Source organism: Psychrobacillus sp. FSL K6-1415 (assembly GCF_038003185.1).
Taxonomy (GTDB): Bacteria; Bacillota; Bacilli; order Bacillales_A; family Planococcaceae; genus Psychrobacillus; species Psychrobacillus psychrodurans.
The window spans coordinates 441,994-462,675 of sequence record NZ_JBBOOQ010000001.1; the positions used below are offsets into that span (position 1 = coordinate 441,994).

The window sequence follows — 20,682 nt, forward strand, 5'->3', positions numbered from 1 at the left end:
CATATTATAACAAATAATCGTTCACCTTTTTTAATATTTCTTCTCCTGCTAATACACCTGTTTGGGTTGTAATAGATACGTGAGGAGGAAGATGTACGCCTTTATGATTTGCTTCACCATGGGAAGGGATAAAACCATGAGTGGCACTTATAACCATATCGAAGTCGAGCATGGAATCCCCAGCGGCTATGACCGTATTTGCAGCAATTCGCTCTGCTACAAATTGGAGTGCAGACGATTTGTTTATGCAAGTAGGCATGATATATACCTTTCGCCCTTGGTGGGAAAGAGAGAAGCCTTGCTGATAAAAGATTTGAGAAAGATTTTCAAAATCCTCGACTGAAAATGCATGTTCATCAATAATTAGATATACAAACCATGATTCTGCTTGCATAACGTTAAGGACAAATTTGTTTTTTATATATGCATCCAGCTGAGGGAGTACATGTTCTATGGAGGTGCGATTCTGCTGCATTTGTGCGATTACTTTATCTGACCATTCTGCAAGCGGTTCGCCGTCCTGCAAAATAACAGCACCATTTGATACAACTGCATATTTTGGTTTTTCTACTGTATGATATAAACCTGTAATTCGATTGTATTGTTCAGCTGTTCTAGTTGTTACGGGCAAAAAGGTTGTAGAGGAGGCTATATGTTGAAACAACTGTAGACTTTTAATGGTCATAAATGCAGTTGGTTTTTCATCGACCCATTCTACAGCTACAAAATCTTCATTGCTAACTTCTTGTCCTCTTGAATTTTTACTATATATAAGTGTTCGATCTAAATCACTAGCAAATAGGATTGTCATATTCGATCCTCCGATTCTATCAACCCGATGGCAAGGTAAAAGAGCCCTGGTACAATTTCAGTTGGAATATTTTTTTCCTTACATAAGAGGAGAATATGACGTAGGGATGGGTGTTTATCATCACTAAGTAATATTTTAAAAGGCTTTCTCCTTAACAGCACTCTAGTCGTTTCTCCAACACTTGGCTTTACTTTACTAATATCAGCATTCTTATAGAACTTACTGGCAATGGACTCCACTTCCTGCATGCCTTTCCAAGTCCGTATGTTTGTGATTGGAAAATTTTTTATAAGTTCAGTTATGATTGGTTCCTGTTCTTGGAATCGACTGGATATATTTTCGATAAATTCGTTGGATACATCCATTTCCTCAAGATCAACGTAATACTTAGCTCCGTGGTAATCATCTACATCTTGAAAGGCATTATTCAATACAGTTCGACTAACTAATCCTGAGACCGTTGAGTTCAAGCAAGCGTTCGGAATAAGAAAGTCTTCTCTTGTTGCAAATAATGTGGCACATTCGCCTGGATCGGTTAAAACGGCGAGGTCATCATTTAAGTTAAGGTTGTATGCTGCATTTAACTTTTGAATGGACTTAGTTAACTCGTTTTGTATAGCACCTTTTCCAGTCCACCCATCAACGAATTGAATATGGCTTTTCGGATATTGCTCTCTAATAGTTCGGACAGCCTTCTCATCGATTCCTTTTCCTCTTAGTATAGATATACTAAAGTGTGGCCATTTAAGTTTCATAAATTTTTCTGCGTATCGCTTCATTAATATCCCGATTGGGCTTCCTGCTCTTGCGAGTGAAACGATCACGACGTCATCAGTACCTGCATATCGTCTTACCCTTCTACATAATACCCCTACTAATTGTGCGATATGATCAGCCGAATCCTGCATAGCCTGTTGATATAACTCCGTATACTCAGAGGTTGGTCGATTTTCAATGGGCAAAGTTTCGGAGTAGTGACTGCCTGTTTGAAATAGTTGTTCTCTAGATTCTACAGAAGACTCAATCTGAACACCCGATAAATCCTTAAGTAAGAAAGTGATGTCTTCCTTAGAGTAGCTTGATTTTACCAATCCATCTGTATTAATAGTCATTGTTTTCACCTCTAACTGGGTGAGTAAGAGATACCCACGAAACCGGCGCTAACGTCTCCAAGTAGGAAAGAAGTGGAAACCAGGTGGCAGGTTCTTGAACAGACTCAGAAATAACAATGATTTGTTCGGCATCAATTTCTGAGAGGTTGTATAAATATTGGTTAATACCTTTGGAATCAGGTAACATAAATTTACATTTATGCTGGATAGGATATAATTCTTCTGTTTTTGCTAAGATAGGACTTCTTGTGGTAGTTTGTACTTTTGTATTATTTCCAAAGGCAAGTGCAAATCTAAGCGGGAGATAAATGTTTTCTCCAATGCCTATAACTAGAGTGGATTTGCTCTTATTTAAATTAGGAAGCTTATTTATAAAACTTTCTATCCAAGCATCCATTTCTTCGTGAAGATTGCTTGATAAACCAAATCTCCCTGTGAAGTTACAATAGATTCCATGCTCACTCCGATGCTTAGAGGTAATTTCTAGAGCTGATTTTTCGTCAACGAAAACTGAAAATGGTTGCATACCGCTTAGAATAGGAGTGTCCTTTTCTTCGATTGATGCCTGATTTAGTAGAGTGAATTGGCCACCCATAATCGTAATAATTTCAGCAGAAATCTGATGTGTATTCATTAGTTCATTAAAATCATGTTGATGTGCTTTAGTTCTCCAGTCTAATATAGAGAGAATTTTATATTTTTTACCTGGAAAAGATTTATTTAATGCAACGATTAAATTGGAGAGTGTAAGACCTGTCGTTATTTCATCATCTATTAACACAATCGTGTCCGCATCCTTTAGTGTTTGCTCAGGTGCATAGACTCTGTGAGAGGTTGCGTGTGAATGCTCTTCTTCAAAATAGAAGGAAGGTTCCATATGTAGAATTTCTTCTCTAGTTGTATGAATATAATAAGCGTCTTGAAAGTGATGAAATACTGCATGACCTAGGCCGGTTGCTGTTTCCGCAAATCCAATGAATACGGTCTTACTTGGTAAGTTGGACTTATAGCTTAAAGAGTCCAGACTTAGTTTTCGATTGGGTATTCCTGAATTGATCATCTGAACGAGTTCATTTACTAATGGGTGAGTATCTAAGCTTTCATTCTTCATAAGCATTGAAGCTAGAATAGTTCCAGTACCTAGTGAAATAGCTGGATCCACTGCTAAATGCTTACCAAGAAGTCGACTTACGAATAAAAATTGGCGTTTTTTATTAATTCTCACAGCCATTTGGAAAAGTGCTTCCGGCGAGAAATTATAAGGATTATCTTTAATGTCTATTACTAGCTTTAAATCTCCATGTAAATTATAGGTTTTTGATGTATTGAAGGAAGTCGAGTGATGTAACATTTTCTTTTAACACCCCATATATTTCTGCTTGAGCAATAATCTTCATAGCCCAGCTGTAGTGAGGTTTAACCTCATTCATTTTGTTTTTAGCAGAACTCCGCAAAACTCCATTTGTTTCAGCCTTATTTTCAATGATTAAACATGCATCTTCAAATAACTCCTTAGGCACTATATATCCACTATTTACGATATCGATTTGAGAAGGGTGTATACAGGTCTTTCCGTAGAAACCATTTAAAAGGTCGAGTTGAACCTCATTCCACAGTATGGACTCTATACTATTTACATCCGTGAAGAGACGAAAGGAATCTAGAGTTTCAAAGTACTCATAAACAGGTCCAGAAACGATGAAGTTATCTTCTTTACGATTAAATTTGTTTAATATATCGGTGAAACAATTGGTGATTAGTAGCAGTTCATAGATTGTTCTATTCCCAGGACGTCTTTGACTGAAAAGGCTGGTGAAATCCGTAGCACCAACTCGTATAGTGAGTACAAGGTCTTCAAACTGCTTTAAAACTGTATAAAGCTTAGAAAGTTCTTGCTCTCTAGTTTCTGTATAAATAATTTCTTTAGTTTCTAAAATAGGTAACCCATATAAATGAGTAGAATACTGAAGATTAATACTTTCTAAACATAAAAAAAAGCTTTTTGCATTATAGGAGGTGCACTTTGGAAAAACGAATCCGGTAATATATTGAATAGCACTTCCTAATAAAGTAGCAACCTTTTCTAGGTGTTGGACGGTTCTTATTCTGATAAATAAGAGAGGAATATTATTTATATCTATTAAGCTATTTTGATCATTTTGTTCAATTAATTTTAATTCATTTACAACGTTTAGTTCTGCTTCTAAAAGTTCCGAATCGGAGACAGCATCCTCTAAACAAATGATAGCACTTGTTAAATTCTTTAAATTATTTTTTGATAGTTTATCGGTGAAATTGGGCATTGAACCTGGTAAGTATAAAGCTGCTCCCATAGCCATCCCTAATTTTTTTCTCTCCAAATTTTTGGAAAAGTCGCTAGGTGGTATATGAAAGAATTGACGTATCTCTTTCTCACTAACCCCTCTGAATTGTCTCATATTTTCCACTCCTAAGAATGAAGAAGGGGAGTTATTAGGTATACCCAAATACCTCGGCATTCTTCAGATACTAAAACCTAAAACAAAAAGCAAGGAAGCAAGCCCTTGCTTTTTGAGAGAAGTTATTAATTCAAGCCGAAATCTGAAACTAATGCTCCAAGACCGCCTTGGTATCCACTTCCGATTGCATTGAATTTCCATTCGTTATTATGGCGATATAGTTCACCAACAACGACTGCAGTTTCAATGGAGAAATCTTCACCAAGATCATAGCGAATCAATTCTTCTTGTGTATCTGCATTTAAAATACGCACGTATGAATTGCTTACTTGACCAAAGTTTTGACCTCTGTCTTCGGCATCATGAATAGTGATACAAAAAGCAATTTTTTCAATAGATGTAGGAACAGTAGATAGATTCACGTTTACTGACTCGTCATCTCCGTCTCCATCACCCGTACGATTATCTCCTGTATGGACAACAGATCCGTTACCACCAGTAGTGTTGTTATAGAATACGAAGTCACCTTCTGAAGAACATTTACTGTTGCTGCCTAATAGAAATACAGAGGAGTCTAAGTCGAAGTCTTTTCCTCCGTCGTATTTATTTGTATCCCAGCCTAAGCCTACTGTTACGTTTACTAAACCAGGATTCGTTTTTGTTAAGTCTACCTTTTGTCCTTTTGATAAGTTAATGCCCACTTTTAACCACTCCTTATAAGTATTTGTTTGCAATTGAACCGATATCTAAATCTGATGTACCTTCTCCTACTGCTGAGAATTTCCAATCTGATCCGTTGCGGTACAGCTCTCCGGGAATAAGAGATGTTTTACCAGCATAGCTTTCACTTAAATTATAATGAACTAATTCTTCTTTTGTACCATTATCCACTAGACGGATAAATGCATTTTGAATTAGTCCAAAGTCTTGTTTTCTTTGTTTTGCTTGATAAATGTTTACTATAAACACCAATCTATGTACAGATGGCGAAATAGCACTCAGATTCACGTTGATCACTTCGTCGTCTCCATCGCCGTCTCCAGTTAAATTATCTCCAGAGTGGACAACGCTACCATCTTGACTTGTTTTATTTCCAAAATAAATAACGTGCTGCTTAGATACTAATTTGCCCTTTTCATCTAATAAAAGTACTGATGCGTCACAATCGATAGCTGCTCCGCCACCACTGCCTCCACCTAGTAATCCACCTAAAAAACCACCGCTTTTTTTCTTTTCCACAGGGTCCCATCCTAGTCCTACCATAACACTTGAAAGGGAAGATCTACCCTTAGTTAAATCAATTTTTTGACCCTTAACTAAATTAATGCCCATTCTTTTACCTCCAAATTTTAGTCATACCATTTATACGAGGATACGATGCAATAAGTTTCATAAAAAACAACGCATTCTTATGCAAAGGATATTATAATTTTATCAGAATTTTTCAGCTTTTGCTATTAAGTTGAATAGCAAACACCTAGTGAATATTTTCAGGTTGGTGCATAATAAAAATCGAAGCGGAGAAATATGTTTCTTATACTCTCGGCTTCGAAAATAATTAGTTTTTATTTAAAAATTCTACTAAGTCTTGATGATTTTCTGGTGTAACTCCATGACCATCATTATATGATTTAAAAGTTACTTTTGCTCCCATTGCTTCAAAATAGTCATTACTTTCAATCCCCCACTGTGAAGGAATCACATAGTCATAATTGCCATGTGAGATAAAGATGGATAAATGATTAACGTCTCGCTTGCTATATTCTGTTTTTACAAACTCAGGTATATATCCACTTAAAGCAACTACTTTACTAATTTCATTTCCCATTGTCAGCGCCACCGTTTGGGCAAGGATAGCACCTTGACTAAACCCTAGTATCGTAATGTTATCAGGATTTAAGTTGTACTCGACAATTGCCTCTCGAATGAATGCCTGAATATGCGTCACGATTTTGTCGAATATATCTCTAATTGGTTTTCCGATTTCTTCAATTTCGAAAAATGAATAGCCAGGTTTCTGTACTATTGGCCCACGTAAACTAAAAATATGATGGGTGTTCTCGAAATCTCTCACTAGCTGAGGTAGATCTGCTTCATTACTGCCCATACCATGTAGTAAAAATATAGCAGGTTGTTTTTTTGAAGTGTTGATGGGTGCTGTATGGTTAAATGTAAAAGGAGATTTCATGTATCGTACTTCCTTTCAATTAAAGTATATCTATTTTATCATAAGTATTGATGGTAGCTTGTTGTGAAAGCTTTAGCTGATTTTTCTTGCCGTACAAATTAACAATAATGACGCTAGCGATTGCCACGAATCCTCCTACAATAGAAAGAGCTGTAGGGAGTCCCTGCAACCAAATCCACGTCACGATAATCGCAACGACCGGTTCTAAATACAGGGAATTGGAAACAGAGCTTGCTTCACTATAGGACAATGCCATAGCCCAAGTTAAATACGCGATTGCAGTTGGGAATACTCCTATATAAACTGCAGATAAATTAGCCTCTATAGTCGCGTGCTGAATTTCTTCGAACAGTCCAGGTGCAAAGAACAAAAAAGGTATAGTACCTACCCAGGTAAAATAAGCCGTCAATTCAATGGCACTATACTTTTTGTACAAAGGCTTCTGGTAAACGAAAAAGATTGCGGTTGAAAAAGCTGCAATCAGAACTAAAAATACGCCTGGCGAAATACCAAAAGTGCTTCCGCCTGTCCCTATAGCTATTAAAATAATACCGACAAATCCAAAAGCTAATCCGAACCAACCGATTTTACCAAGTCGTTCCTTCAATACAATAATAGCGATAATAGTCGTGAAGATAGGCGCTGAACCAATCAGCATACCAGCCGTTCCGGCTGATATCGACAGTTGTCCAAACGTGATGCAAAGATGGTATATATTAATCCCGATAAAACCGAGAATTACAATTTTAAATATATCTTCCTTTTGAGGTAACTGAAATTTGACTCCAGGCCAAATTGCGATAACAAGAAATATAATAGAAGCAATCAGAAATCTAACTAATATTAAATGCCCTGCAGAATAGCCACCCTGTAAACTTGCGCTAATCGCTGCAAAAGAGGAACCCCAAATAGCGACGGTGAATAATGCAAGTGTTAATGCTTTTGTATTCATTTTCTTCCACCAAACTTTCTAACAGTAATAATTATTGTTAATGCAAACAACTAATCGTACAACAAATTCCTATATCCCACAAGTAGAGGGAGATAGGGTTTTGAGTATCCTATACGCAAGTGCTTGGTGTTAGAAAGTAAGTAGTCAATTGTTAAGTATGATAAGCAATATTTAGCCGTGATAATGAAAAAGAGTAGAGTACCGCAAAATTAATCACGGTTCTCTACTCCTTGGGATTACTGGCAATTGAGTTGTTTAATTTGACTATAATATTATTTACCTTGAAAGTTAATCGCGGCCATACCCAACGTTTTGGCAGCTATTAGCATTGCGCGTTCATCAAAATCGAACATAGGACTATGGTGAGGGAATACATCCCCTTCAGGCATAGCACCGGTAAAGAAGAACGTACCAGGGATTTCTTCTAAATAATAACCAAAATCCTCCCCGATCATCAATAATTCGGATTCATTGATTTTATTAACTCCTGGAACAGCTCTAGCAATGTCTGCAATATACTCTGTCTCCTCTTTATGATTAATTACTGGGGGATAGCCTCTTTCGTATAGGAAAGAATAAGAACAATCCGCTGTATAGCATGTGCCTTCTATAACGCGTTTTAGTTCATTTTCCATCAAATCTCTAACATCTGGTTTAAATGTTCGAACGGTACCAGTCATTTTCACAGTGTCCGCAATAATGTTAAAGGCGTTATCCGCTATAAAAGAACCGACAGAAAGTACTGCAGATTCAGTAGGGTTTACACGTCTTGCCACTAATTGCTGCAAGTTTACAACTAATTGAGAAGCTATTACAATAGAATCTTTTGTGTCATGTGGATTTGCCCCGTGTCCACCTTTACCTTGGACTGTGATAGAAAAACGATCGGCTGCAGCCATAATGGGTCCGCTCTTATATTCGATAGTGCCTAAAGGAGTTTGGGACCATAAATGTGTACCGAAAATTACATCTACTCCATCTAGACAACCAGCCTCAATCATCGGTTTAGCGCCACCGGGAGCATATTCTTCTGCATGCTGATGGATAAATACATATTCACCTGCGAGTTGGTCTTTGAATTCATTGATTGTACGGGCAAGTATGAGTAATGCGGCAGTATGTCCATCATGACCACATGCATGCATAACTCCTGGAAAAGTCGATTTGTAGGAAACGTCTTTTTCGTCTTGGATTGGGAGAGCGTCAAAGTCTGCTCGAAGCGCAACGGTTTTACCTGGAAATGCACCTTTTATTCGAGCGACTACCCCATTACCGCCAACGTTAGCTTGGAAAGGTATTTCTAAATGTGTATAGAAATTTTGTATATATTTTGCTGTTTCGGTTTCCTGAAATGATACTTCGGGATGCATATGTAAATAGCGTCGGATGCTGACCATTTCATCGTATGATGCCTCAAGCTGCTTTATAATATCCATACTCATTTTTGATAATCTCCCCTTATCCATTTTTAATTAAATAAATTATATCAGAGATTGATTCCATTTTTATGAACTTACGCATATTTCACTTGAAATAGACCAAGCTATTTGTATAGCAAATCATAAGGAGGAAAGGTAAATGAATAAACTACTGAAAATAGTATTTATGATGCTTCTAATCGGTATATTGACCGCTTGCGGAAATAATAATAACGATGAGGCAAAAGACAATGGTACGGATAATGCAACAGAAAACACGGACACTGCAAATGAAGGTGCTAATGGAACAGATGCAGGTACTACTAATGATGATGCTACAAATGGTGGTACAGGTGATGAAGGTACTACAAACAACACAGAGGACCAAAATGTAGAAGTAGCGGATGAAGTAGCCGATGTAATAACAGAGTTAGAGGAAGTAGAGTCAGCAAGTGTACTAGTTACTGATAATAATGCATACGTAGCAGTAGAGCTAAGTGAAGGTACGGAAGAAACGGAAGAAATAAAAACTAAAATTTCCGATGCAGCAAAAGCAGAAAATGCTGATTTCAACAATGTATATGTTTCTGCAAACCCTGATTTTAGCCAACAGTTTAGAGACTACGGTGACAGAATTAGAGCAGATGAACCAGTTGAAGGCTTTTTTGATGAATTTACAGATACAGTAGAAAGAGTATTTCCCGACCAAGCCCAGTAAATTTGAATGAAGAAAACCGATTCCTCAAAGGAATCGGTTTTCTTTGTTAAAAAGGTATATAAAAATGTCTCGTGATCATAGGGTTCTTGATATATGATTTCAGCTTCAGGCGGACGCTTTCCCCGGACTTGGCTTTGTAGAGAGCAACGATTTGTAATTCGATTTTACACATCCAGGCTGTGAATTAGTAAAATTATCCATTCCGCAAGTAAAGGGGAGTAGACCGCAAGTAAATGTAGTCTTAGAGCAAGTAAATCATCTACGACCGCAAGTAAGACACAGTTGGAAGCAAGTAAAGAATTGGTGAGAGCAAGTAAAGGTAAAGTGAGATCAAATCATTCATTAAGTTTAAGGATGTTCATGCTACTTGAGTGCATAAAATCAGTATTTATAGTACCTTGATTGCAAAAAGGGTCTTCAACTAGTAAAAAAGTATCCGACATAAAAATAGCTGGTATCTACCGTATAGAGTAGCGTTTGAGCCCCGTAATTGTATCTACGGGGGCTTCCTTAGATGGACAGATAAATGTCATAAGAAAAGAGAGGTTGGTCGTGACCTAAGCCACGACCAACCTCTCCAAAAAATCATTATATAGCAACAAGTTATCCGAAGCACTTTGGCAACTTTAAAAACAGGCTTTGAAACTTGAAGGGGGCTGGACATCTTTTTAGTCCGGGTTTTCTTAAATATTACTTTAACCCAATGTTTGCTTTTACATCTACTTCCGCATATTTTCGTTGATCTGCACGGGCTCCTACTAGTGTGCCGATCCAACCACCTAAAAATCCAAGAGGAACCGAGACTAAGGCAGGGTTAGTAAGTGGGAAGAGAGCTTCCCCGGTGAAGGCCATGGAGCCGTCTGCAGCCCAAAGATTAGGGCTTAGGGCAACTAGAACAAGAGCAGAAATCAGACCAGTGATGATAGCAGTCAAGGCACCGGTTGTATTAAAGTTTTTCCAGTAAATTGTGTAAATGATTACAGGAAGGTTTGCACTTGCCGCTATACAAAATGCAAGGGAAACTAAGAATGCCACGTTCATTGTTTGTGCGCCAAGTGCTAACAAAATAGAGAATACAGAAACACCAACAGAAGCAAGACGTGCGGCATTCATTTGTTCTTTTTCTGTTACTTTTCCTTTTTTGATAATTTGTCCATATAAGTCATGTGCGAAAGCGGATGCTCCTGATAAAACAAGACCTGCTACAACAGCTAAAATTGTAGCAAATGCAACAGCTGAGACAAATGACATTAGTATGTCGCCACCTAAAGCCTGAGCAAGTAGAGGAGCAGCCATATTTCCAGCAGGATTAGCAGCTATAATTGCATCAGAACCAACAAAAGCAGCAGCGCCAAAACCTAAGAAAATAGTTAATACATAGAAGATACCTACAATCCAAGTAGCGTAAACAACAGAGCTACGTGCAGTTTTTGCATCTTTTACAGTAAAGAATCGCATCAATATATGTGGTAGACCAGCAGTTCCAAGTACTAATGCAATCATCATAGATATCGTATCTAAGCCATTTGTATATTTCACACCAGGATGTAAGTATGCTTCACCATTAGCGGTTACAGATTTCATTTCTGTAAACATTCCTAAAATATTAAAATTGAATTTCCACAATACTAAAATAGAAATAAGTACAGTCCCTATCATCAACAAAGCAGCCTTTATAATTTGTACCCAACTAGTTGCAGCCATTCCGCCCCAAAGTACATAAATAGTCATCATAACACCGACTAAAAGAACGGCAATCCAGTAGTCGATCCCTAATAATAATTGAATAAGTGCGCCTGCACCTACTAGCTGTGCAATCATATAAAATAAAACAATTGTTAACGTACTTATTGCAGCAGCTGCGCGAATTTTCTTTTGATCAAATCGAGCAGTAATCATGTCAGCGAGTGTATATTTCCCGAGATTTCGTAGTGGTTCAGCTACAATATATAACACAACCAAGTAAGCGACTAAATAACCAATGCTATAAAAGAAACCGTCAAAACCAAAAAGTGCTATTGCTCCAGCGATACCTAGGAAAGAAGCGGCAGATAAGTAATCTCCGGCAATCGCGATCCCATTTTGCCAACCAGATAATCCTCCGCCCGCAGTATAGAATTCACTAGCTGAGTTTGTCCGTTTGGAGGCAATGTATGTAACGAATAAAGTTAGTCCTACTATTGCTACAAAAAAAGATAATCCTATTGCATTCATTCATAATCACCGGCCTTTTCTTTGTCAAAAATCTTCTCAGCATCTTTATCAAATTCATTAGCTCTGCGTACATAAATCATGCATAACACCCAGGTCATCACAAAAAGTGCAAAGGCATAAATCCAAACCCAAGCAATATCACCAAAAGCATTATTATTTAAAATAGTCGTATAAGAAGTCAAAATAGGTAGCAAAATATAACTTAGTAAGAAAAATATTGTAATAGGTAAAATAAATTTATTCTTTTTCTTTTTTAATGCTTTGAATTCTTCACTCTCTGCTATTGCAGAATAATTTGTCATACCAACAGTTGGAGAAGGTCTGAGATTAGAACTTTTTGACGAATTCTGTTTCCTTTTTTCTAGGGAACTTACTGAGTTAACAGAGCTTTCGATATTATTAGCCATTCATGTTCCTCCTAAAATATATTCAGTATTTAGAATTTTCAGCCAAAAACTGTAATTCTATCATAATAAACATTAAAAGAGATAACAATAAAAATTCACAAAAAATACATAAATATACCTAAAGAAACTATTGAAATGATATTTAAGTAGTGCTTTTTAGAATTTAGATAAGTTGGATTATGCAATTTCTAAGGTAAAAATGATAACATAGACAAGTTGGACAAATTACGTAATCACTACAATAAAGAAGGAGGGTTGTTCATGAGCCAATCAGCAACCTTAGTTAAAACGATGCGCTGCAATTTAATGATTACAAATAAGGCACGCAAAGGAATTCAGGAATGGTCAACTGATGAACATGCCTTTTTTAACATACAAAATTCTTTTGAGGTATACATTGAAAAACGCCCAGTAAATAGTCATGGAAATACATCACTTTCCATATATTTTGATAATATAACGAACGTTAAGTTAGCGGAAAAAGTAGATAGTCGAGTAGTCGTGATGGAGTGCATCCTGCAAAAGGATGGTTTACTCGCAACGGGTTTACATGTTAGAGGTCCTAAAGTTCCTGTACGTACTAATCGTCGTCTTGCGGTTGATTTGGATTTTGTTACTACTAGAAATAATGGAGCAGGAATGCCACTTGTGTTGCACACCAAAATTCAAGATCTTCCTGTTGCAGAAGAGCGTTCAGAGTATGTAAAAAAACGGATTTCTAGCTGGGAAGGTTACTTGAAGATTCAAGAACGTAATGCCGATATTGCAGATATAGCAAGTCCTTATTCAAAACTTGCTTTCAATGCGGATTTTAGTCGTATGACATTGCATGGCTGCACGATGAATGCCAACGAATGGAAAAACCTAAGAGGCCTCAGTGTGACGTTAAAGGGATTTCAAAATGACGTAGGAGATATTTTGAAAGCAGATCGGGCAAAACAAACAATTGAAGTAGAGATTAAACCAAAGTTTAGAGAATTAGCAAGGAAAAATCAGTGGAATCCCAAATCGAAAGAGGTAGTTTTTAGTAATTTCGCATCCCTAAGCCAAATTAGACGACTTCGAAAGGGTTTTGAAGATTTACAAAATGGACTCGCAGCCAATCCAAATCTGGAAAAGATCTTATTTGAAGATCGACCAACCATTCGCGTGAATGCAAAACGTCGAGAATTAGAATTCCATAACCAGCTAAACGAATTTCAACAAGAAGCGGTTGTTGGTGCCATGTCGGCTGAAGATTTATATGTAATTCAAGGCCCACCAGGAACTGGGAAAACGACGGTGATTTCTGAAATATGTCAGCAAAATGCGAAGGCTGGCTTACGTACACTTGTAGCATCCCAGTCTAATTTAGCAGTAGACAATGCCCTTAGTAGATTACTTTCAAACAAAGAAATTCGTATTTTACGATTCGGTAGGACAGAAAGTATTGAAGAGGAAGGCAAAAGGTTTATTGAAGAAAATGTCGGACTGTACTGGAAAGAGCAAACGTTAATTTCTTTAAAGAAAGAATTGGACGAGCATTCTTTAAGAGAAGGTCAGCTTCTTGAACAAATAGCTGGATGTGACTGTCGAATTGAAGAACTTAGTAAAGAACAAATATTAATAAAAAAAGCTATTGAACAAAAAGCGGAAGCAAAAGTGGAACACGAAGTTAGATTAGAAGAAATTAAACAGTTAAAAAAGCAAATAGTTTTATTAAAAAAAGATCGTGAGGAGCTAGAAATAAGTCTTTACGACGTACGAGTAAAGTCGGAAGCTTTAGCTCATGAATTAGAAACAATGGATCGATTTATCCAAACTAATCCTACAAGGGAAGAGCTAAACTCAGAGATAGATCAATTTATGGTAAAGATAAAGGATATTCAAAATTATATACTATATAAAGAAACTATAGATTCCCTGCAGCAAACAGAAATAAATGTGGAGACATATAGAGAAAAATATCAAGAGGTACTGGTCAAGCTAAATCATTTAGAAATGTTAAAGAGTGATATTGATTCTATTCGCAAGGTTGATCAACTGAAAAGTAAAATGAATGAATATGAAATAGAATGTTCTTCTCAGCTGCAGTTTCAGATGACTGAATTAGACGAGCTAATTGGTAAGATATTAGCTTTCACTGATTGGCAAGAGCTAAACTCTCGCTTATTCGCAGCAATAGATTATGTAGAAAAGCTTCTTCAGAAATATAAGTTTCCTTTTGAAAATGTTAAAAATAATATGGGGAGAAGTGGCATTCTATTTGATTCTGAATACACAGTGAAAGAAATTCATCAGTTTATGAATCGGATGAAACATATAATGACAGCTGATGATGAACTTACTACCGAAAAGTTAGCTATTTTACTTGAAGGATTATATGTAAGAGAAAAATTTGTTATAAAACAGAAATCAACCGTTCAAATGGCAAAAAATAGTTCCATAACTAAATTTCAATCGATTAAGTCTCAAGTCCTCAGTGATACCAATAGAGAGATGATGTCACTGCAACATCTGAAAACTGAATTAGCTAATAAGGCTATAAATGAAAAGAATCAATTAGACTTTCTACAAAAAACAGTGAAGCAGCTAGAGATAGAAATTGATACAACCAAACTACTTTCTACCTCAGCAGAACTAAAAGACAAGAAATTGGAGATGGAAAGCTCTATTGTAGCATTGAAAAAAACGGAAGAAACCGTAACAAGCTATATGGAACAACTGGAAATGAAAAAGAGAGATCTTCAAAAGGTAACCAAGGAACTAGAAGAGAAAGAAGCAGTTCTCCAAGACAATGAACTAAAAACTAAACAAGTGAATGCAGATGGTTTAGAGCAAGAGCGCATACTAAAAGCTTTAGATGAAATATTGCTTCAAAATCCAGAGCAAGCACTCGAAAATACGGTGGAAGCGATAAAAGGAACTAAAGGGGAAATGGTAAAACTTCAACTAGAGAAGGATCATCTTCCGATCACCCAAGCAGTTCAAAATGAGTGGTACTTATTATTGAAAGAAGCAAATGACCACGATTTAGATGAAATTCGTAAGCTATATGTTCGACATGCTAATGTAATCGGAACAACATGTGTTGCATCAGCTCGTAAAGAGTTTATGGAAAACTATCCTGTTTTCGATGTTGTTATTATTGATGAGGTTTCTAAAGCAACACCACCTGAGTTGCTTCTGCCAATGTTAAAAGGTAAGAAGATTATCTTAGTAGGTGACCATCATCAGCTTCCTCCACTAGTCGGTGAAGACACTCTAGATGAAACACTTCAGGCAATACTAGAAGAAAGTGATAATCTAGAAGAAAAAGACGAGTTGAAAAAGCTTTTGAAGGAATCATTATTCGAACGTTTATTCAAAAATTTACCAAAGACGAGCAAGACGATGCTAGCAATTCAATATAGAATGCATGAAAGTATAATGGAGACTATCACTCCATTTTATGAGGAAGAAAATTATCGACTACAATGCGGGTTGGCCGATTCAGATACTGCTCGTGATCATCTACTTGAGTCCAGATATGTGAAAAGAAAAGACCATTTGCTATGGCTAGATATGCCAAGCGAAAAACCATATTTTGAAGAACGTATGAAGGATGGCAAAAGTAGATTCAACCAAGCAGAGTTAGATGCTATCCGTGATGTACTAATCGATTTGAATGATGCTACAGCTAATGCAAAAAAAGAAGGAAGAATGGATCCAGATGAACGTAAAAGTATTGGGGTCATTAGTTTTTATGGAGAACAGGTTAAACGAATTGACCGTCTTATAGGGCAACAAGCAAACTTATCACATTTGACCTTCAGAACTGGAACTGTAGACAAGTTCCAGGGGATGGAAATGGATGTCATTCTCTTAAGTATGGTTAGAAACAATCAAGAAAAGAGTGGAGATATTGGATTTGCCAATGATTACCGCCGCTTAAACGTTGCATTATCACGAGCAAGAGAGCTACTTATCTTAGTAGGAAGCTCCCATATGTTCACAAAACGAGCAAAACAAAGAACCTCTAGAGAAATGTATGAACGCTTGCTTCAAATTGTAAAAGGGAATAATGGACTGATTAACTTTCAGAAAGACGGTAATAAATAACGTTTTTAGCTATAGGAGTATATTAAAATGATTGATTTAGAAAAACGTCTAAAAAAAGAATTACAACAAAATGTACAAGCTAAAATAGTTTCGTCCACTGCATGGACGATTCCACTTCATACAATTGAAGTGGAATACAAACCTGTAAAGCGTATTAAAATGGATGTTCTCATGAAAATGATGTTGATAACATGCCAAAAAGCAGAATTAACAAGTGGTAAACAAATCAGTGAATTATTGCTTGTAGAGCAGCTTTTTATGGAAGACTTGATCAATATTATGAAGAGAACTCATTTAATCGAAATAAAAAACCAAATACTTACGCTGACCGAAAAAGGGTGCAATCAACTGGAAGAAGGAATATTTGAAGAAGAACTAGATGCCCGAAGTCAAAATTTACTTTATAGCCCAAGTCATTGTAGCTTTTTGCAAGGTGAAATAAAACCAGCACTGGACGGCGAGGAAACACTGAACCTATATCGTTATGCTTCTGAGGAAAAGGTGAGGTTAAAGTGGGAAGATGCGGTACTAATAGACGCCCTCCAAACAAATGGGATGGAAACTGTGGATGGAGACCTTCAAACAGTAGTTTCTGAAATTGTATCCAGCTCTGAATTATATGTGGATGATGTTCCCTGCTTTGAGTTTATTTTGCATAATAAATCAGAGGATCTTCTATACGCCCGGGTATGGAATACATTTCTTGACCAATGGGATGAAACACTAGAAAATGAGTTGAATGAAAGAGAACGAGTTGTTTGGCGGGAGAAATATTTAAAAGAGTAAGAAAAGGTAATGGGTTGTCCTGTTGGAAGAATTTAATAATATCAAATATGAATATTAATCAAAGTCTGTTTCGCTTAGTTGCGAAATAGACTTTTTTTATCGGCTTTTCGATTTTCAAAAGGTGTTGCGATAATATCATTATTTTAGCGATTTATAGGCAAAACGTTATGGATATTCGATCCAATTTAAAAATATAGAGTATGGTATTTAGGTAGATTAGTACTATTTTTTTGAGTGTTCTTCAAGTAAATTAGTAGTACGAAATAAAAGTTTGAAAAATCTATAAATTTGATTATTAGGAGACTAGGATATGAATATCAAGAAAAAATTAACCTTAGGATTCCTGGCGTTAATACTTATATTAAGTCTTGTTGCAGGTATTGGGATTAGATCAGTAATGGAAACGTTCAATAAAATGAACGATATAGTTAATGATGAATATAAAAAAATTGGTCTTATATCTGACATACGTTATGAATTCAATAATAAAGCAAAAGGAATTTCTTATCTCATATTAAATGAATCCGAAAGCGAAATTAAAAGTGAAATAAATAATATCCGTGTAGCAGGGGATAGAGGGAGTATGGCGATTGAGGAGCTTGAAAGATTAGTCAATACAGAAGAGGGAGAAAAACTTTTATTAGAAATTAAGCAAAAACAAATAAATTTTAACGATTTTGTGGAAAAGGAAATTACTTTGGTACAAGCTGGTAGCAAACAGGAAGCATCTGAGCTTGTTAGAACTGAGGGAAAGTTGATACAAGAGGAGTACTTCAATTCACTGTTCAACCTTGTTAATTACTATGAAATTGACATGGATGCAGCACTTGTTAAAGCGGATTCTGACTACCAGAAAACCTCAATGATTTTAACTATTCTCGCTCTAATAGGAATTGCAGTTGGCATTATTATTTCTATCATTATTACGAGAGGTATTGTCAAAGGAATCAATCATATTTCAAGTGTTATGGGTGACTTTTCGTCAGGACAATCTAAGTTGTCTAGCCGTATAGATAATATAAGCAATGATGAACTAGGACAACTGTCTATTTCGTTTAACACCATGGCAGATGCGCTTGAAAATCAAGTGAAAAAAGCACTTGAAATAAGTACTAGAAATGAAGAGCAAGCCTGGATGATGAAAAACCTCGCTAATTTAACTACTTATCTCCAAAGCTCAAAAGACTTAATCTCATTTTCTCACACCTTTATGCAAGAAATTACTCCAATAGTTGGTGGTAAATATGGTGTCTTTTATTTAAATGAAGAAAATGATGGAGAGACCTTATTTAGTCTGACTGGTGCTTATGCATATAAGCAACTAGACGATAAAAATAGCACTATTAGGTTAGGAGAAGGTTTGATAGGTCAGAGTGCATTGTCTAAAGAAACGATCAGCCTTGTAGATATACCAACAAACTATACTCATATCGCTTCTGGAGTCGGGCAAGCTATTCCCAAGCAAATTCTCATCATACCAATAGTATTTGAGGACAAGGTTAGAGCTGTTTATGAAATTGCTTCCTTCCAAAAGTTTAGTAGTATTGAACGGAAGTTATTAGAAGAGCTGGCGGACTATTCAGGTATCATAATTGACAATATTGCAGGTCGACACAAAATGATGGAATTACTTCAGGAATCACAAACAATGACAGAAGAACTACAAACACAGTCGGAAGAGTTATCTACCCAACATGAGGAATTGAAGCGTTTTAATGAAGAATTGGAAACTCAGACAACAGCATTAATACAATCCGAGCTAATGCTTCAACAGCAGGCAAGAGAATTAGAGCAAACTAATAGTGAACTAGAAGAAAAAGCAATCTTACTTGAAGAACATAATCAAAAATACGAGGTAAAAAACAGGGAGGTAGAAAGAGCGAAGACTGAGTTAGAGGAGAAGGCGACACAATTAGAGTTAACTTCTAAATATAAGTCAGAATTTTTAGCTAATATGTCGCATGAATTGAGGACACCTTTAAATAGCCTACTCATTTTATCGAAGTTATTGGCAGATAACAATTCTCGTAACTTATCTGCTAAGCAAGTTGAATATGCGCATACGATAAACTCAGCTGGCTGCGATCTGTTAGATCTCATCAACGATATTCTCGATTTGTCTAAAATTGAATCAGGAAAGTTAGATATCCATGTCAATGAAGTGAAAATCCAAGATATTACTGATTATGTCGAAAGAAACTTTAATGCTATTGCATACGAAAAGGGCCTTACGTTTCACGTAGTAAAAGATGTCCTGGAGGAGGAGATTCTTTACACAGATGAAAAAATACTTCAGCAAATACTAAAAAACCTAATCGCAAATGCTATTAAATTTACGGATAGTGGTAGCGTTACACTGCAGGTATCGCATGTTGCAGAAGATAGCTTAGATTTAAATATGGAAGAAGAAACAGATTATATTTCCTTTTCTGTAACAGATACAGGAATTGGAATTCCTAAAAATAAACAATCAATTATTTTTGAGGCTTTTCAACAAGCTGATGGAACTACTAGTAGGAAATACGGAGGAACTGGGCTTGGACTATCAATAAGTAGAGAGCATGCTTCTTTATTGAACGGGAAGATTGTTGTCGACAGCACTGAAGGAAGAGGGAGTACATTTAAGCTATTCATACCAACTGATTTGAATCAGAGAGTTGAGGTAGTTGAAAAGGAAGTAGCGAGTACTATAGAAGAGGTCGCAGTTTACGATGACAGAGAACTTTCTGATGTAGGAAGTCAATTATTAATTGTCGAAGATAGTATTATCCAGCGAGAGAGTATAAAAGAGCTTATTTCTTCAAATTACTCTAATATTACGCTAACAGCTGTTACTTCGGGAAAAGAAACTTTAAATGCGTTACATGTAAAACATTATGACTGTATTATATTGGATCTTGGATTAGAGGATATGACGGGGATTCAATTACTAAAGCATATAAAAGAACATGGCGAATGGATTAATACCCCAGTTATTATTTATACAGGGAAGGAATTGACGGTAAGAGAAGAAATGGAACTAAAGCATTTTACAGAGATAATAATTGTCAAAGGAATAAACTCATCTGAACGTCTGCTTAACGAAATTTCTCGATTCATTTCACAAGAGTATAGAGGTAATAGTAATATAGATGAATTTTTACTTAGACCGACTACTCCCGTTAATTCAAATAAACTGTTCTTTAGTGGTAAAAAAATCTTAATAGTGGATGATGATGTTCGGAATGTCTTTGCTCTATCTAGTATTTTAGAAGAATATGAGATGAGTGTGCTTTTTGCTGAAAACGGTCGGGAAGCTCTGAGTACATTAAGTATAAATACTGATATCGACCTAGTGTTGATGGATATTATGATGCCTGAAATGGATGGCTTCGAAGCCATAACAAAGATACGAGAAATGGAACAATTCGAAGATCTACCAATCATAGCGTTAACCGCTAAAGCAATGCAAGAAGATCGAGAGAAGTGTATTTCAGTAGGAGCTTCCGACTATATTTCGAAGCCAATAGTCAACGATCAGCTTTTATCATTGATGAGAGTTTGGCTATACACATAAGG

15 protein-coding genes are annotated in these 20,682 nt (G+C 36.3%); 4 read left to right on the plus strand and 11 right to left on the minus strand.

Annotated features, from left to right (window positions below; translation table 11 throughout):
• Positions 1 to 4: 4 nt before the first annotated feature.
• The 9 genes from MKY60_RS02185 to MKY60_RS02225 all read right to left on the minus strand — a co-directional run bounded on the left by MKY60_RS02185 (position 5) and on the right by MKY60_RS02225 (position 8,943).
• Entirely contained in the window at positions 5 to 811 is an 807-nt protein-coding gene (locus MKY60_RS02185) for an HAD family hydrolase (RefSeq protein WP_241597479.1), read from the minus strand.
• Positions 808 to 1,923, minus strand: a complete 1,116-nt coding sequence (locus MKY60_RS02190; protein WP_241597476.1) for a cysteine protease StiP family protein — start codon at positions 1,921 to 1,923, stop codon at positions 808 to 810. The genes MKY60_RS02185 and MKY60_RS02190 overlap by 4 nt, the downstream gene beginning before the upstream one ends.
• Complete coding sequence (locus MKY60_RS02195; RefSeq protein ID WP_241597474.1) at positions 1,913 to 3,274, minus strand: phosphoribosyltransferase domain-containing protein; 1,362 nt, start codon at positions 3,272 to 3,274, stop codon at positions 1,913 to 1,915. Before MKY60_RS02195 ends, MKY60_RS02190 begins: the two co-directional genes overlap by 11 nt.
• A complete protein-coding gene (locus MKY60_RS02200) occupies positions 3,231 to 4,361 on the minus strand; it encodes an HpcH/HpaI aldolase/citrate lyase family protein (RefSeq protein ID WP_241597472.1) in 1,131 nt (376 codons plus the stop codon). Before MKY60_RS02200 ends, MKY60_RS02195 begins: the two co-directional genes overlap by 44 nt.
• Before the next feature lie 125 nt (positions 4,362 to 4,486).
• Positions 4,487 to 5,062 carry a TerD family protein gene (locus MKY60_RS02205; RefSeq protein WP_241597470.1) on the minus strand — a complete coding sequence of 192 codons (576 nt, stop codon included), beginning with the start codon at positions 5,060 to 5,062 and terminating at the stop codon, positions 4,487 to 4,489.
• 13 nt (positions 5,063 to 5,075) lie between these two features.
• Positions 5,076 to 5,693, minus strand: a complete 618-nt coding sequence (locus tag MKY60_RS02210; protein WP_241597468.1) for a TerD family protein — start codon at positions 5,691 to 5,693, stop codon at positions 5,076 to 5,078.
• A gap of 226 nt (positions 5,694 to 5,919) precedes the next feature.
• Entirely contained in the window at positions 5,920 to 6,549 is a 630-nt protein-coding gene (locus MKY60_RS02215; RefSeq protein WP_093493462.1) for an alpha/beta hydrolase, read from the minus strand.
• Positions 6,550 to 6,568: 19 nt separating this feature from the next.
• Positions 6,569 to 7,501 carry a DMT family transporter gene (locus tag MKY60_RS02220; RefSeq protein ID WP_241597465.1) on the minus strand — a complete coding sequence of 311 codons (933 nt, stop codon included), beginning with the start codon at positions 7,499 to 7,501 and terminating at the stop codon, positions 6,569 to 6,571.
• Positions 7,502 to 7,773: 272 nt separating this feature from the next.
• Positions 7,774 to 8,943 carry a M20 family metallopeptidase gene (locus MKY60_RS02225; RefSeq protein ID WP_241597462.1) on the minus strand — a complete coding sequence of 390 codons (1,170 nt, stop codon included), beginning with the start codon at positions 8,941 to 8,943 and terminating at the stop codon, positions 7,774 to 7,776.
• A 136-nt stretch (positions 8,944 to 9,079) separates the two neighbouring features.
• On the opposite strand from MKY60_RS02225, the gene MKY60_RS02230 reads away from it, so the two are divergent.
• A complete protein-coding gene (locus tag MKY60_RS02230; RefSeq protein ID WP_090564935.1) occupies positions 9,080 to 9,637 on the plus strand; it encodes a YhcN/YlaJ family sporulation lipoprotein in 558 nt (185 codons plus the stop codon).
• Between the two features lie 690 nt (positions 9,638 to 10,327).
• Here MKY60_RS02230 and MKY60_RS02235 read toward each other — a convergent pair.
• Both MKY60_RS02235 and MKY60_RS02240 read right to left on the minus strand, forming a co-directional pair.
• Positions 10,328 to 11,851 (minus strand): solute symporter family protein, encoded by a 1,524-nt coding sequence (locus MKY60_RS02235; protein ID WP_090564934.1) that lies wholly within the window; start codon positions 11,849 to 11,851, stop codon positions 10,328 to 10,330.
• On the minus strand, positions 11,848 to 12,258 hold the full coding sequence (locus MKY60_RS02240; RefSeq protein ID WP_241597459.1) for a DUF485 domain-containing protein: 411 nt from the start codon (positions 12,256 to 12,258) through the stop codon (positions 11,848 to 11,850). Before MKY60_RS02240 ends, MKY60_RS02235 begins: the two co-directional genes overlap by 4 nt.
• 261 nt (positions 12,259 to 12,519) lie before the next feature.
• Here MKY60_RS02240 and MKY60_RS02245 point away from each other — a divergent pair, with 261 nt between their 5' ends.
• The 3 genes from MKY60_RS02245 to MKY60_RS02255 all read left to right on the plus strand — a co-directional run bounded on the left by MKY60_RS02245 (position 12,520) and on the right by MKY60_RS02255 (position 20,680).
• Positions 12,520 to 16,338, plus strand: coding sequence for a DEAD/DEAH box helicase (locus tag MKY60_RS02245; protein WP_340928433.1), 3,819 nt, complete (start codon positions 12,520 to 12,522; stop codon positions 16,336 to 16,338).
• A gap of 27 nt (positions 16,339 to 16,365) precedes the next feature.
• Entirely contained in the window at positions 16,366 to 17,124 is a 759-nt protein-coding gene (locus MKY60_RS02250) for a hypothetical protein (protein WP_340928435.1), read from the plus strand.
• A gap of 310 nt (positions 17,125 to 17,434) precedes the next feature.
• A complete protein-coding gene (locus MKY60_RS02255; RefSeq protein WP_340928437.1) occupies positions 17,435 to 20,680 on the plus strand; it encodes a response regulator in 3,246 nt (1,081 codons plus the stop codon).
• The last annotated feature ends 2 nt before the right edge of the window (positions 20,681 to 20,682 follow it).